Source organism: Streptosporangium sp. NPDC001681, assembly GCF_040298085.1.
Classification (GTDB): domain Bacteria; phylum Actinomycetota; class Actinomycetes; order Streptosporangiales; family Streptosporangiaceae; genus Streptosporangium.
The window spans coordinates 19,379-31,998 of sequence record NZ_JBEOZN010000003.1; the positions used below are offsets into that span (position 1 = coordinate 19,379).

Annotated in this window: 13 protein-coding genes, 1 tRNA gene and 1 pseudogene; 11 read left to right on the plus strand and 4 right to left on the minus strand. The window is 69.0% G+C overall.

Translation table 11 applies throughout. The annotated features are described in order from the left end of the window. Positions 1–4 precede the first annotated feature (4 nt). The 6 genes from ABT130_RS01770 to ABT130_RS01795 all read left to right on the plus strand — a co-directional run bounded on the left by ABT130_RS01770 (position 5) and on the right by ABT130_RS01795 (position 3,458). Positions 5–412 carry a secondary thiamine-phosphate synthase enzyme YjbQ gene (locus ABT130_RS01770; protein WP_350925747.1) on the plus strand — a complete coding sequence of 136 codons (408 nt, stop codon included), beginning with the start codon at positions 5–7 and terminating at the stop codon, positions 410–412. 123 nt (positions 413–535) lie between these two features. Then, positions 536–964: a DUF3052 domain-containing protein gene (locus tag ABT130_RS01775; RefSeq protein ID WP_030920118.1), complete on the plus strand. Its 429-nt coding sequence runs from the start codon at positions 536–538 to the stop codon at positions 962–964. Positions 965–1,046: 82 nt separating this feature from the next. Further along, complete coding sequence (locus ABT130_RS01780) at positions 1,047–1,505, plus strand: peroxiredoxin (protein ID WP_350951964.1); 459 nt, start codon at positions 1,047–1,049, stop codon at positions 1,503–1,505. Between the two features lie 62 nt (positions 1,506–1,567). Further along, positions 1,568–1,879, plus strand: coding sequence for a hypothetical protein (locus ABT130_RS01785; RefSeq protein ID WP_350951966.1), 312 nt, complete (start codon positions 1,568–1,570; stop codon positions 1,877–1,879). Between the two features lie 373 nt (positions 1,880–2,252). Continuing rightward, positions 2,253–3,350, plus strand: coding sequence for an ROK family protein (locus ABT130_RS01790; protein ID WP_350951968.1), 1,098 nt, complete (start codon positions 2,253–2,255; stop codon positions 3,348–3,350). 33 nt (positions 3,351–3,383) lie between these two features. After that, positions 3,384–3,458, plus strand: a tRNA-Val gene (locus tag ABT130_RS01795). A 142-nt stretch (positions 3,459–3,600) separates the two neighbouring features. Here ABT130_RS01795 and ABT130_RS01800 read toward each other — a convergent pair. Further along, positions 3,601–4,578, minus strand: coding sequence for a helix-turn-helix transcriptional regulator (locus ABT130_RS01800; RefSeq protein ID WP_350951970.1), 978 nt, complete (start codon positions 4,576–4,578; stop codon positions 3,601–3,603). Positions 4,579–4,669: 91 nt separating this feature from the next. Between ABT130_RS01800 and ABT130_RS01805 the strand changes: the two genes are divergently transcribed. Both ABT130_RS01805 and ABT130_RS01810 read left to right on the plus strand, forming a co-directional pair. Continuing rightward, entirely contained in the window at positions 4,670–5,653 is a 984-nt protein-coding gene (locus ABT130_RS01805; protein ID WP_350951972.1) for a zinc-binding dehydrogenase, read from the plus strand. Continuing rightward, entirely contained in the window at positions 5,650–6,750 is a 1,101-nt protein-coding gene (locus ABT130_RS01810; RefSeq protein WP_350951974.1) for a winged helix DNA-binding domain-containing protein, read from the plus strand. Before ABT130_RS01805 ends, ABT130_RS01810 begins: the two co-directional genes overlap by 4 nt. Before the next feature lie 210 nt (positions 6,751–6,960). Here ABT130_RS01810 and ABT130_RS01815 read toward each other — a convergent pair. Together ABT130_RS01815 and ABT130_RS01820 are read right to left on the minus strand one after the other, a co-directional pair. Next, positions 6,961–7,802: pseudogene (locus tag ABT130_RS01815) on the minus strand (IS5 family transposase). Between the two features lie 99 nt (positions 7,803–7,901). After that, on the minus strand, positions 7,902–8,156 hold the full coding sequence (locus ABT130_RS01820; protein ID WP_451935704.1) for a tyrosine-type recombinase/integrase: 255 nt from the start codon (positions 8,154–8,156) through the stop codon (positions 7,902–7,904). 288 nt (positions 8,157–8,444) lie between these two features. Between ABT130_RS01820 and ABT130_RS01825 the strand changes: the two genes are divergently transcribed. Next, entirely contained in the window at positions 8,445–9,248 is an 804-nt protein-coding gene (locus ABT130_RS01825) for an NPP1 family protein (protein ID WP_350951978.1), read from the plus strand. Between the two features lie 527 nt (positions 9,249–9,775). Here ABT130_RS01825 and ABT130_RS01830 read toward each other — a convergent pair. Beyond that, complete coding sequence (locus ABT130_RS01830) at positions 9,776–10,750, minus strand: quinone oxidoreductase family protein (RefSeq protein ID WP_350951980.1); 975 nt, start codon at positions 10,748–10,750, stop codon at positions 9,776–9,778. A 97-nt stretch (positions 10,751–10,847) separates the two neighbouring features. Between ABT130_RS01830 and ABT130_RS01835 the strand changes: the two genes are divergently transcribed. Together ABT130_RS01835 and ABT130_RS01840 are read left to right on the plus strand one after the other, a co-directional pair. Next, positions 10,848–11,474 carry a TetR/AcrR family transcriptional regulator gene (locus tag ABT130_RS01835; protein ID WP_350951982.1) on the plus strand — a complete coding sequence of 209 codons (627 nt, stop codon included), beginning with the start codon at positions 10,848–10,850 and terminating at the stop codon, positions 11,472–11,474. Between the two features lie 339 nt (positions 11,475–11,813). Beyond that, positions 11,814–12,419: a hypothetical protein gene (locus tag ABT130_RS01840; protein ID WP_350951984.1), complete on the plus strand. Its 606-nt coding sequence runs from the start codon at positions 11,814–11,816 to the stop codon at positions 12,417–12,419. Positions 12,420–12,620 lie beyond the last annotated feature (201 nt).

Consider the following 12,620-nt stretch of genomic DNA (forward strand, 5'->3'; position numbering starts at 1 on the left):
GTATGTGAGATCTCAGACGATCGAGGTGGTAACGGGTTCCCGGGAGCGGGTGCACGACATCACCTCCGAGTGCGAGAGCTTCGTCCGGTCATGTGGGGGCGACGGTCTGTTGAACGTCTTCGTGCCCCACGCGACCGCCGGGGTCGCGCTGCTGGAGCTGGGCTCAGGCAGTGACGACGATCTGCTCGTGGCGCTGGAGGCTCTGCTTCCCGCCGATGACAGATGGAAGCATGCGCACGGCTCAAGAGGGCATGGACGGTCGCATGTCATGCCCGCCCTCATTCCGCCGTACGCCACCGTCCCGGTCCTGTCGGGGCGGCTCGCGCTGGGAACCTGGCAGTCCATCGCCGTGGTGGATCTCAACGTCGACAATCTGGAACGCCAGGTCCGTTTGTCATTTTTGTCGGACTAATTCATACGTAGCCCAGTCGTTGCCGTGGCGACCGTTGACGACTAAGGGTCACAGCGTGTGGACTGTGCCGAAGCACTTTGAGCACCGTGTGATTGCGGGGCCATCCAAGCAGGAGGGACAAACGTGAGCGCGACCGCGGGTCAGGCCCAGGGCGAACGCGGCCTGGCCGAACGACTCGGCCTCAAGCAGGGTCAGGTGGTGCAGGAGGTCGGATGGGACGAGGACGCTGACGACGATCTGCGCGACTCCGTCGAGGAGCTGACCGGTAACGAGCTGGTCGATGAAGACTTCGAGGACGTCGTCGACGTCGTGCTGCTCTGGTGGCGTGACGGTGACGGTGATCTGTTCGACGCCCTGAGCAGCGTGGTGACCAACCTCACCGATGGTGGCCAGATCTGGCTGCTCACTCCCAAAGCCGGCCGGGACGGGCACGTGGAGCCGAGCGACATCGGGGAAGACGCCACCACTGCGGGTCTCTCGCAGACCAGCAGCATCAGTGCGGCCCCCGACTGGTCGGGGACGCGTCTGGCGACGCCCAAGGCGCGCCGCTAAGGGTCCGCCCTGCCGTACGGCTCGCGCGAGCCGTACGGCAGGATGATGACGCATGCCTCATGCGACGAAAGGAACCCCGGCCATGGCGATCGAGGTGGGTACCCAGGCTCCGGGCTTCGAGCTGAGCGACCAGCACGGCACCCCGGTCAAGCTTTCCGACCACCGGGGCAAAAAGATCGTGCTGATCTTCTATCCTCTCGCGTTCACCGGCGTCTGCGGCGGCGAACTCGACGCCATCCGCGACGAGTTCATGGCCGACACGCCCGAAGACGTTGAAGTTCTCACCATCTCGATTGACTCCATCTTCGCTCACCGCGCGTGGGCGGATCAGAAGGGCTACACCTTCCCGCTGCTCTCCGACTTCTGGCCGCACGGACAGGTCGCGCGGGCGTACGGTGTGTTCGATGAGGAGAAGGGCTTCGCGGAGCGCGGAACCTTCATCATCGACGGCGAGGGCGTGGTCCGCTGGCGTGTCGTGAATCCGATTTCACAGGCCCGCGACATCGCCGAGTACCGCAAGGTGCTCGCCGAACTTCCCTAAGCGGTGACCCGGCGACCGCCCGTTCACGTGGCGCCCGCCGGTCCGACCTCTCGGAGGCGATCATGCCCTGCTTCTCCTGCGGGGCCAGGCAGACCGACCCGATCCGTGGTGCCAGCCCGTGGACGCGCGGGGTACGCGACGAGACGCAGGTGCTGATCTGCCCGGACTGCCGGCGCACCCATGAAGTCGAGCTCGACACGTGCTCCTCATGCGGCTCCGTCGCGCTCATCTGCCGGCTCGGCGAGGTGGAGTGCCGGTCCTGCGGCTCGGTGCGGCTCGCCCGCGCCGACGGCCGACCGGCCGTCGCCTGTTCCCCGGGCCTGGCCGACGAGGTGGAGGCCGCCCTGGCCAGGGTGCTGCGCCGGGTCCCCTGAGGGGCCGTTCTCGCCTGGGGACGGGGCCCCGGTGAGGTCACGTCCGCGTACGTGGTGTGCGAGTGTTCGGGATCGGGGCGGCCGGTCACCGCTGAGGTGAAAAGCGCGGCCAGGGCGGGGAGTGGGAGTTTTTGTGATCTGGGTGGTTCGGCACGCCACCGGCCTGCCGAACCACCCAGATCACGGAAGCCACCGCGTGCGGCACCGTCCCATCCAGCGATGATCACCCGAGATACCGGTAAGCCGCATATGAAGCCGTAGCCGGGGTTCCTTTCCGATCTCCGCCATATCGGTGGATCTACCCCATCCGGGCGCGCATGCCGTGCGCTAGGGTCGGGCTCGGTCCCGCTCCTTCGAGCCGCTGGATGGGTGCATGAGCTCCTTCGTTGTTGCCCTTGACGTCGGTGGAACGTCGATGAAGGGCGGCCTCGTCACCAGGTCCGGCGAGATCATCCACACCGACCGTCGCGCGACTCCACGGGATAGGGGCCCCGCCGCCGTCGTCGCGACGATCCGGTCGTTCATCGACGACCTGGCCACCGCGGGCGGCGGCACCCCCGCGGGCGTCGGGCTCGCCGTGCCCGGCCTGGTCACCGCCGATGCGGCCCGCTACTCCGCCAACATCGGCTGGAGGGACGTCCCCGCGACGGATTTCGTCCCGCTCGACGTCCCCGTCATGCTCGGCCACGACGTCCGCACCGGCGGCCTCGCGGAGAGTGTCCTGGGTGCCGGTCGCGAGCTCTCCGACTTCCTGTTCCTGCCCATCGGCACCGGCATCGCGGGCGCTGTGATCCTGCACGGCGAGCCGTACGGCGGGAGCGCCGGCTGGGGCGGCGAGATCGGCCACATCCCGGTCTTCCCGGAGGGTGAGCCGTGTGCCTGTGGCCAGATCGGCTGCCTGGAGACCTACGCCTCCGCCTCCGCCGTAGCCCGCCGCTACTCCGCTCGCGCCACCGCATCCGCCGCCCCGGCCTCGCCTGAAACCGTCCCCAGCGCCTCAGCCGCCACCACCGCCTCGCCCACTGCCTCGTCGCCCGCCATTGCCGCTCCCCTTGCCGCTTCGCCCGCCCCCGCCTCGCCCGTCACCGTCCCCAGCGCCTCGCCCGTCACCGCCACCGCCGAGCAGGTCGCAGCCCTGACCGCCTCCGGAGATCCTCTCGCCATGGAGATCTGGGGCGAAGCGGTCGAGGCGCTCTCCCTGGCCCTGGCCACCTACACGCTCCTGCTGGACCCCTCGGCCATCGTCCTCGGTGGCGGCCTCGCCGAGGCGGGCCCCCTCCTCTCCGTTCCCCTGGCCGAGCGCCTTGGCGAACGCCTCGCCTTCCGCGACGCACCACCTCTGCGCCAGGCTGCCCTCGGCATGTCAGCCGGCATGCTCGGCGCAGCCCTCCTCGGCTGGCGCGCCGCCGGTTTCGCCGACGCGGGGGCCAACTGGTCTCCCGATGTGCTGAAATCCCCCCGGGTGGCGTAAGGTGTTGTCCCGTCTGTCCAACGGGATTACCCCGGGCGCTTAGCTCAGCGGTAGAGCGCTCGCCTTACAAGCGAGATGTCACTGGTTCGAACCCAGTAGTGCCCACCAGCCAAAACGCCCCGTATCCGATCTTCGGAACGGGGCGTGAGTGACTAGGGGGTCGCGCAGATAGACGCAGGCTCCCCTGGCAGAACGTCTTCCGTCGCCTCGGCCGGCTGCTACGGACGCCGCGCCATCGTCGCGATCCAGGCTACGGCAGGGACGGTCTCTCGGGCGCGCTAAATCTAGTGGCCCGGAGGAAGCGGGCGCCCCACTCCTGGACATGCGCGGCGAACTCCGGCGGTCCCAGCACTTCGAACTCGGCGCCCACGTTGCCCAGCGCCTGGGTCGGCCAATCGAGGGAGGTCGAAGTCATGGTGAGCCGGCAGGTGTCGTGGTCGAGCGGTTCGACGGTGCCCCACTGACCGACCGCCTGCCGTACCCGGGTCGCGGGGGCGTGGACGAGCGCCTCGACCTGGTACGGGGCCGGGGCGTCGCTCGCTGCCTGGACGAAGGCCGCGGCGTCCTCGGCCGGGAGCGGACGCGGCCGGAAGCGCGTGCCGGTCGCGGTCGGCTCGATCAACCTGTCGAGGCGGAAACTGCGCCAGTCGTGCCGGGACAGGTCGTAGGCAACCAGGTACCAGCGTCCGCCGAGTGCGACGACGCGGTGCGGCTCGACCTCGCGGTCGGTGGGTGCGGAGCCTCTGGCCGTGTAGCCGAACCGCAGCCGCTCCTGGTCCCGGCAAGCCTGGGCGACCGCGGTGAGCACCCCCGCCGTGACGACCGGCCCGGACACGGCGACGGAGAGGGTCATCGCCCGCAGGGCGTCCACCCTGGCCCGCAGCCGGGGCGGCAGGACCCGTACCACCTTGGTGAGCGCGCGCAGCGACGCCTCCTGCATCCCGGCGATCCCGCTCTGTGCCGCGTCGCCGATGCCCACCGCGAGGGCCACCGCCTCCTCGTCGTCCAGCAGCAGCGGCGGCAGGATGGCACCGGGCGCGAGCTGGTAGCCGCCGTCGGTGCCCCGGGCCGCGCCGACCGGGTAGCCGAGCTCGCGCAGCCGGTCAACGTCACGGCGCAGCGTCCGCTCGGAGACCCCGAGCCGCTCGGCCAATTCCAGGCCGGGCCAGTGGCGGTGGGTCTGCAGCAGCGAGAGCAGTCTGAGGGTCCGTGAGCTGGTGTTCGCCATACCGCCATCCTCGCCCGCCTTCCGGTCAAAAAGTGACCGGAAGCCTCTTTAGAGTCGATCTCGAAGGCCGTACCGACATAAGGACCAAGAAATGATCACCCGTGAGATCCAGCTGGCCGCGCAGATCGCCGGCGCACCGGCACTCGACAACTTCACCGTCGCCACGACCGAGGTGGACGGCGAGGTTCTGGTGCACACTGACCAGGTAGGGCTCGCCGCGACCTATCTGGAGTTGATGCGCGCGGACTGCACCATCCCGGTACCGGCCTGGCAGCCGGGCCAGCGGGTGGGCGTGGCCGCCATCGGCACCGTCATCCGGTCCGACAGCCCCGAGCTCGCGGTTGGCGACCTGGTCCAGTCGATGACCGGCTGGAGCGAGTACTCGGCGGGCCCAGCCGCCCAGTACATCAAGCTTGATCCCATCGCGGACCCCGGCTACTACCTCGGTCAGGGGCCGACCGCCTACTACGGGATGGCCGATGTGGCGGCCGTCGGCGAGGGCGACGTGGTGTTCGTCTCCGGCGCGGCGGGCGGGGTCGGCTCGCTGGCCGGGCAGATCGCCAAGTGCCTGGGCGCGGCGCGGGTGATCGGCAGCGCCGGCAGCCCGGCCAAGGTCGACTATCTGGTGAACGAGCTCGGCTACCACGCCGCCTTCGACTATCACGACGGCTCGGTGGCCGACCGGCTCCGAGAGCTCGCGCCCGAGGGCATTTCGGTGTTCTTCGACGTCGTGGGCGGCGAGCAGTATCAGGCCGCGCTGCAGACGGCCAGGCCCGGCGCCCGCTTCGCGCTGTGCGGCTCACTGTCCAACCAGCTCGGCGATGCGGCGGAGCGTTTCCCCAAGCCCGATCACGCCGCGGCCCAGGCCCGGGGCATCGAGCTGCTGCCGTTCTCCTGCTACCACACCCCCGACCAGATCGCCGCCTGGCGGGAACACTTCAGCACCTGGCTGGTCGAGGGCCGCTTCGTCTACCCGCAGACGGTCGTCAAGGGCGGGATCGAGGACGTGCCGCAGGCGTTCTTGTCCCTGCTCCAGGGGGCCTACTGGGGCAATGTCTCGGTGCGGCTGTCGTGACAACCCTCTCGAGCAGGGCACTGAACCGGGCCCTGCTGGGCCGCCAGTTCCTGCTGGCCCGCACCGATCACACCCCGCTGGAGGTGATCGGGCGCCTGGTCGCGCTGCAGGCGCAAGAGCCCAACTGGCCCTACGTCGGGCTGTGGAGCAGGATCCACGGCTTCACCCACTCCCAGCTCACCACACTGCTGCAGGATCGGAAGGTGGTCCGCTCCGGCCTGCTCCGCAGCACCCAGCACCTCGCCGCGGCCGACGACTTCCGCCGGCTGCGGCCGCTGCTGCAGCCTGTGCTCGACCGCACCGCCCGCTCGGCGTACTTTGCCCGTAACAGCGCGGGCCTGGACACCGCCTCGCTGGTCGCCACCGGGCTTGAACTGCTGGCGGGCGGAACGACACCGCGAAAGGAGCTGGCCCAACGGCTGGCCGAACACCACCCAGGCCGCGACGGGCGCATCCTCGCCGGAGAGGTCGAGCTCAGAGCTCCCCTCATCCACAGCCCGGCCACCGGCACATGGGGCTCCTGGGGTACCCGGTCGGCCGTCTCCGTCACGCCCGCCGAGACCTGGCTCGGCCAGCCCATGGCCCCGGTGACCGCCAAGGACCTGATCCGCCGCTATCTGGCAGCATTCGGCCCAGCCGGGACCATGGACGTACAGGCCTGGTCTGGGCTGACCCGCCTCGGCGAGATCGTCTCCGACATGCGCGCCGAACTGCGCCACTACCACGACCCCGACGGCAGGGAACTGATCGACCTGGCCAACGCGGAACTGCCCGATCCCGACACGCCCGCGCCCGTGCGACTGCTGCCCGCCTTCGACAACGCCCTGCTCGGCCACGCCGACCGGACCCGCATCATCAGCCACGAGGACCGAAAGCGCGTGATGCCCGGCCAGGCACAGGTACGGCCCACCTTCCTCGTGGACGGCCACGTGCACGGAAGCTGGTCCCTCGAAGGCGACACCCTGCGCCTCACTCCGTTCCGCCCGCTGTCCGCGATCGATCGGGCGGCCTTGGAGCAGGAGACGGAGCGCCTGCTGCTGTTCGTGGGAGGCGAGAATGTGTCCTACAGCAGCCCGATCGCGATCAGGTCGTCCTGAGCATCCACCCCGGCATCGACCGCTGGACCCAAGCCAGGCAAGGTAAGCACGGGTCAACAGAGCACAAGCTGCGGCGTCATCGCAATCGCCCGAAGGAGTTCCCAAACTCCACGTTGGCGGTCTCGCGGCCAACGCAGGGCAGCGTGACCAGGTCCTCCGGCGTCGGGTACTTCGCGAATAACGAAGGCATCAGCGCGGATAGGTGGGGACTTACGGGCGTCGCCTCGGGCGGCTGTCCCAGCGGTGGGTTGTCCAGGATCGTCGGATGAGGCTGCGGACGGTGATGATCGCGTCCGCGAAGTTGAAGAAGGCGTCGATCACGATGGCGCGGCGTTCGCAGCAGCGGGCGAGGCGGCAGAAGACATTCTGCCAGGCGTGGGTGCGCTCGACGTGCCAGCGCTGGCTTTCCTGAGTCGGGGCCTTCTCGCCCTTGTGGGCTATCCGGCCGCGCAGGCCGCGCTCATTGAGCAGGGTGCAGGTCTTGTTCGAGTCGTAGCCGGCGTCCAGGTGCACCGTGATGTCGTCGGGCAGCGGCCCGAGGTCCGCTAAGTGGTCCAGGTGGGGGCCAGCAGAGGGGAGTCGTGGCAGTTCGCCCCGGCCAGGACACGGCCGAGTGGGATCCCGTAGCCATCCGTCATACCTGAGCGTTTCAGGCCCTGTTTGCCCCGGTCGACTGGGGAGCGCCCGGCGACCTCGCCGCCGCCGGGGGCTTTGGTGATGGAGCCGTCGATGGCGATCTGATCCAGCATCAGGCCGACGATGCGGTCGTAGGACTCGAGTGCGATCTGCTTGAAGTGGCTGAAGATGCCGAGCCGGATCCACTTGTCGCGGCGGGTGCGGATGGTGCTGGCCGAGCAGGTCGTGTCGGCGATCGCTTCATAGGAACAGCCGAAACGCAGCAGTTGCAGGAGCTTGTCGAACACGATCCGGTCGTTGATGCGGGGGCGGTGGCAGCGCAGGGGATGGTCCGAGTGGTAGATCGGCCGCTCGGGCAGCAGCGCCGAGAATTGGTCCCACAGCGGTTCGGTCAGCCATGATGGCAGGACAGGCACAGGTCTCCTCGGTGATCACAGAGCGTCGCAACTCCATGATCGCCAAGACCTGTGCCTGCTCTGCTGCCGGGGGCGCTCCCGCGCCTATCTGCGCGACCTCTAACTCCCGAAGATGTCGTCCATAGTCTCTACGCCCTGCATGAGCACGGGCCGGATTTGCTTCCTGTAGACGGTCTCGGTGACCACCGTGTTCCGATGGCCGACGAGCCGTGAGACGTCCTCTATGGGGACGCCGGAGTCGGACAGCAGTGAGACGAAGCTGTGCCGCATCTCGCGAGGGGTCCAGTCGGTGCCACGCAGTCCCGCCTTCTCAATGATCTTCCGTACGTCGCGACGTACGTTGCCGGCGCTCATGGCGGTTCCCTTCCCCTCCGGGAGGCGATTCGTAAGCCTTCGCGCGTGGTTCACCTTTCGACCGTCGCCGATACATGTTGGCGTCATTTGATCTAAGGACCTTGATCAAGCGTCGGTTCCGTGGTGCCGTGAAAGTGCGAGGCGTGCTCACATCGGCGCGGAGAACGTCGCCGACGCCCCACCACGCCGGCGCGCCGTCAGGTCATGGAGCCAGTCCTTCGAGAAAGCGGAAGAATGCGAAAGCTGTCGTCATTCACGTCCACCGCGAGGGCATCGAAGTCAGCGACCGTGTCAGAGAGGAGCATCTCCTCCCCTACGTTCTTCACGCGCAAGCGTTCCCGGCTCGGGATCGTGCTCAGCGCCACCGCTCTGGGGGTCGTGATCCCCGCGTCGGCGGCCTATGCCGCTCCGCCGAACAACCTGCCTCAGTCGGCCGGAGGGTACGAGGCTTCGTTCTCGCCGGCCTACGACTACGACGGCGACGGCTGCTACGCCACCCCCGCCATCGGGCCGGACGGGACCCTCGCTTCGGGGCTGAACCCGACCGGCGCGGTCAACGGCAACTGCCGTGACCAGTCGGACCTGGACAACTCGCAGACCTACGCCCGTTCCAAGTGCAACAACGGCTGGTGCGCCGTCGTGTACGCCAGCTACTTCGAGAAGGACCAGGCTCTGCCCGGCATCAGCCTCGGCGGCCACCGTCACGACTGGGAGCACGTCATCTCCTGGGTCAACCAGGCGTCCAACCAGGTGGAGTACCTTTCGACCACGCAACACAGCAGCGTCGTGACCTATACGCGCTCGCAGGTGCGCTTCGACGGGTCGCACCCCAAGGTCGTCTATCACAAGGACGGGGTGTCCACGCACTTCTTCCGGCTCGCCAACGGCAATGACGAGCCGCCGGAGAACCACTACCACAACTGGCGCTATCCCCCGCTCGTGGACTGGAACGGCTGGCCCAGCACCTGGTTGCGCGACAGGCTGATGAACGCGGACTTCGGCGCCGCGACCATCAAGATCAATGACGGCAGGTTCGGGGACCTCCTCTCGCGCGCCAAGCCGAGTGGCATCCCCTTCGACCCCTGGGCCTGACGAGCCCTCCTACCAGGGCATCCGCGGCTCGGCCGCCTGATCGGCCGACCTGGTGAGCGCTCGTGGTGACCGCACCGGCTGTTCCCGCGCTGTGACAGATGATCAAAACGAGGTGACAGCTTCCGCCTTTCCATGCAACGTGTTCACTCATGCAATCCAGTGGACGTTTTCCACCCGGCCTCGCCGGGTGGAGGCACGAGGATCGCTTTGACCGATTGACCTGCACGAAGAGGGCAAGTGTGCCCTCCAGCACCACGAAGGGATGGCCGGCGCGCTTGGCCGCACGCAACGCCTGATCGAGGGGGCGGTGGCCGTACCGACGCCGAACCCGGCTGCGACCTCCGTGAGCGTCTCGCCTTTGCACAGGTGGACGGCTCTTTGATGTTGAGGGGGAAGTGCTCGGGCGTGGCCGGCTTCGGTGACTCGGTCATGGTGCTCGACAGGCCTCGCGGTCGTCGTACGGGGTGATCGTGTCCATGATGGATGCCGTGGTTCCGGTGTTCTGATGTGCCCCGAGTTCTGTGGAGTCAGGGTATGAGCAGGACGCGGCCGAGCTGGGAGCGGCTCTCCATGATCCGGTGCGCTTCGGCCGCCTCGTCGAGCGGCAGCCGGGCGTGCAGGGCGGCGCGCAGTCTGCCCTCAACCGCGTGCCGCGCGACCTGGTCCATGTCCTCGCGTGCCTGCTGCGGCGCGGCCGCGCGCCAGGCGAGCAGCGAGAACCCGGCCACCGATCTCATCGCGAACAGGCTGGTCAGCGGGATGTCGGTGGCCTCGCCGCTGGCCGCTCCGTAGACGACGGCTCGGCCGAACGGCGTCAGAAGGTCGAGGCTGCGCAGCAGGGTGCGGCCACCGACGGAGTCCAGGACGACGTCGACTCCTCCTGGCGCGGCCTCGCGCACCCGTTCTGGCCAGTCCTCCGCGGAGTAGTCGACGGCCACGTCGGCGCCGAGTGTGCGGGTGAAGTCCAGCTTGGCGGGGGAGCCGGCCGTGGCGATCACGGTGCCGGCGCCAGCGATCTTGGCGAGTTGCACGGCCAGATGGCCGATGCCTCCCGCGGCGGCGTGGACGAGCACGGTCTCGCCGGGTGACAGCCGGGCGGCGCGCAACGTGCCCAGCGCCACGGGGGCGCCCATCGGCAGCATGCTCGCGGTGGCGTCGTCGATTCCCTCCGGCACGGGCGCGAGCCACCCGGCGTCGGCGAGGACGTGGTCGGCGAAGGCGTCCTCGGCCAGCGTGGCGACCCGCCGGCCGGTGAGGGTGGGGTCGACGCCCGGCCCCACCGCGTCGACCGTGCCGACCACGTCGCCGGTGAGCACGGCGGGCAGTTCGCGCCGGTAGATTCCGCCGGTGTCCGGCCCCTGACGGAACTTCACGTCGACGAAGTTGGCGCCGATCGCCTCGGCGCGGATGCGCACCTGGCCGGGGCCCGGGCTTGGGGTCTCCGTCTCCTCCATGGTGAGCACCTCGGGGCCGCCGTAGGCGTGGTAACGGATTCGGCGCATGTCGTCCTCCCGTATCGAGGGTAAAGTGGACCTGCGGTCAAGTTCGGTGCGAGCGTACTTGACCGTCGGTCCAGTTGTCCATGGGAAAGAGGAGCCGATGATCGAGGAGCGTCGCGAACGCGCTGACGCGGCACGCAACCGTCGCGCCATCCTGCGTGCCACCGAGGACCTTCTCGCCCGGCACCGGCCCGAGCAGATCTCCATGGAACAGGTCGCCGCCGCGGCCGGGGTCGGTAAGGGCACGGTGTTCCACCGTTTCGGCAGCCGGATGGGGCTGATGGTCGCGCTGATGCAGGAGCGGGCCTACGCCCTGGAGGAGGCCGTGGCGAGCGGACCTCCGCCGCTGGGGCCCGGTGTCCCGCCCGAGGAGCGACTGATGGCCTTTCTGGACGCGATCGTCGATGTCGTCGGCCGCAACAAGGGGCTCCTCGCGGCGCTCGGCCACGCCGCTACGGCGGCGCCCAGGCCGGAATGGAAGGAGCACGGCGAGCACCGGGACGAAGACGGCGACCACCCCGTATACCGGTTCTGGCACGGTCACACCAGTGCGCTGATCGCCGCGCGGCGCCCCGACCTGGACGGGGAGTTGCTGGCTCACATCCTGCTGGGCAGCCTCCAGAGCGAGCCGGTTCTGCGGCTGCTGGAGCGCGGAGAGGCGACGCGGCTGGCCGCGTCGCTGCGCGTCATGGCCTCTGGGATGCTCGCCGCCCCCGCCCTCGCCTGAGGCCGAACCGGTCGAGAGGCCAGGTGCTCACCGGCGTCGGCCAGTGGGTCGCCTACGGTCGGGGGTTGGCGAGATGAGCAACGGGTGGCGCGGCTGCAGCCATGGGAGGTCGGTGACGAGCCGCGGGCTGTCGTCGAACAGACCGCTACCGAAGAAGCAGCGCCGGACCCGCCGGCCGGGCCGTAAACGGCCGGGGGGACCGCCTCGCGTTGCAGGGGCATCTGTGTTCGTGCTGCACACCGATCATCCGGCGGTGAGGACTCGTTCCAGGCCTTGTTCAAGGATGGTGTCCAGCGGGATCCAAGCCGGCGACAAGTGATGATCGGTAACTTGCCCGGAATGAGAAAGCGATCTTCTGCTCTCGTCGTGTTGGCCACGGCCGCTCTGCTCGCTGCTCCCACCGCCGCCCTGGCCGCGGCGAACTCGCCGGCGGCGGCTCCGGCGGCCGCGTCGGCTTCCGGGACCAAGACCCTCTCCTTCCGGGGGATGAACCTGAAGATTCCCGCCACCTGGAAGGTGTACGACTACACGGACCGGGTCCTGGTGGCGACCGGTAGCTGCAAGATTCCCGAGCCCTTCGCCCCGAACTGCCGGGGGTTCTGGCTGTACGGCCCGAAGGTGATCGCCTACGGCGCCGAGGGCCGCCGTTACACCGGCGAGAAGCCGTTCGTCCCGGCCAGTGGGGCGCCGGCGGGCTGCCCCTTCGAGTACGGAAGCATCCAGGTGATCGGCAAGGCCACCTCGACGGGGCTGCGCCAGGTCGGGCGCGGGCACAAGGCGAAGTACACCGCCTGGGCCGGCCGGTGCGTGAAGCAGAGTAGCGGCCGGCAGACGGAGAGTTTCACCCAGCGGGAGTGGTTCCTGCCCGAGTCGAAGATCGTCGTAGTGGATGTATGGGGCGACCAGAAGCTGCCGGGCCTGCTGAAGAACGCCTCTTGGAGCTGACCTGAGAACGGGGAGCGCTCCGGACCTCCTGCTCCCCGCCGGGTCCGCTCTCCCGCTCCCCGTCGCCTGAGGCCGAACCGATTGAGAAGCCGGGTGCTCACCGGCGTCGGCCAGTGGGTCCTACGGTCCTGTCATCGCAGGCCGGGGGCGAGTCACCGTCATCGCCGCCGGTGTCACTCGCGCTCCGTACGGAACGACTCG

What these genes read in the sequence shown, in the direction of transcription:
- ABT130_RS01790 (WP_350951968.1), top strand. Translation starts at nt 2,253, where the DNA reads ATGAGCTCCTTCGTTGTTGCCCTTGACGTCGGTGGAACGTCGATGAAG.
- ABT130_RS01835 (WP_350951982.1), top strand. Translation starts at nt 10,848, where the DNA reads ATGATCGAGGAGCGTCGCGAACGCGCTGACGCGGCACGCAACCGTCGC.
- ABT130_RS01805 (WP_350951972.1), top strand. Translation starts at nt 4,670, where the DNA reads ATGATCACCCGTGAGATCCAGCTGGCCGCGCAGATCGCCGGCGCACCG.
- ABT130_RS01840 (WP_350951984.1), top strand. Translation starts at nt 11,814, where the DNA reads ATGAGAAAGCGATCTTCTGCTCTCGTCGTGTTGGCCACGGCCGCTCTG.
- ABT130_RS01780 (WP_350951964.1), top strand. Translation starts at nt 1,047, where the DNA reads ATGGCGATCGAGGTGGGTACCCAGGCTCCGGGCTTCGAGCTGAGCGAC.
- ABT130_RS01785 (WP_350951966.1), top strand. Translation starts at nt 1,568, where the DNA reads ATGCCCTGCTTCTCCTGCGGGGCCAGGCAGACCGACCCGATCCGTGGT.
- ABT130_RS01830 (WP_350951980.1), bottom strand. Translation starts at nt 10,750, where the DNA reads ATGCGCCGAATCCGTTACCACGCCTACGGCGGCCCCGAGGTGCTCACC.
- ABT130_RS01800 (WP_350951970.1), bottom strand. Translation starts at nt 4,578, where the DNA reads ATGGCGAACACCAGCTCACGGACCCTCAGACTGCTCTCGCTGCTGCAG.
- ABT130_RS01820 (WP_451935704.1), bottom strand. Translation starts at nt 8,156, where the DNA reads ATGAGCGCCGGCAACGTACGTCGCGACGTACGGAAGATCATTGAGAAG.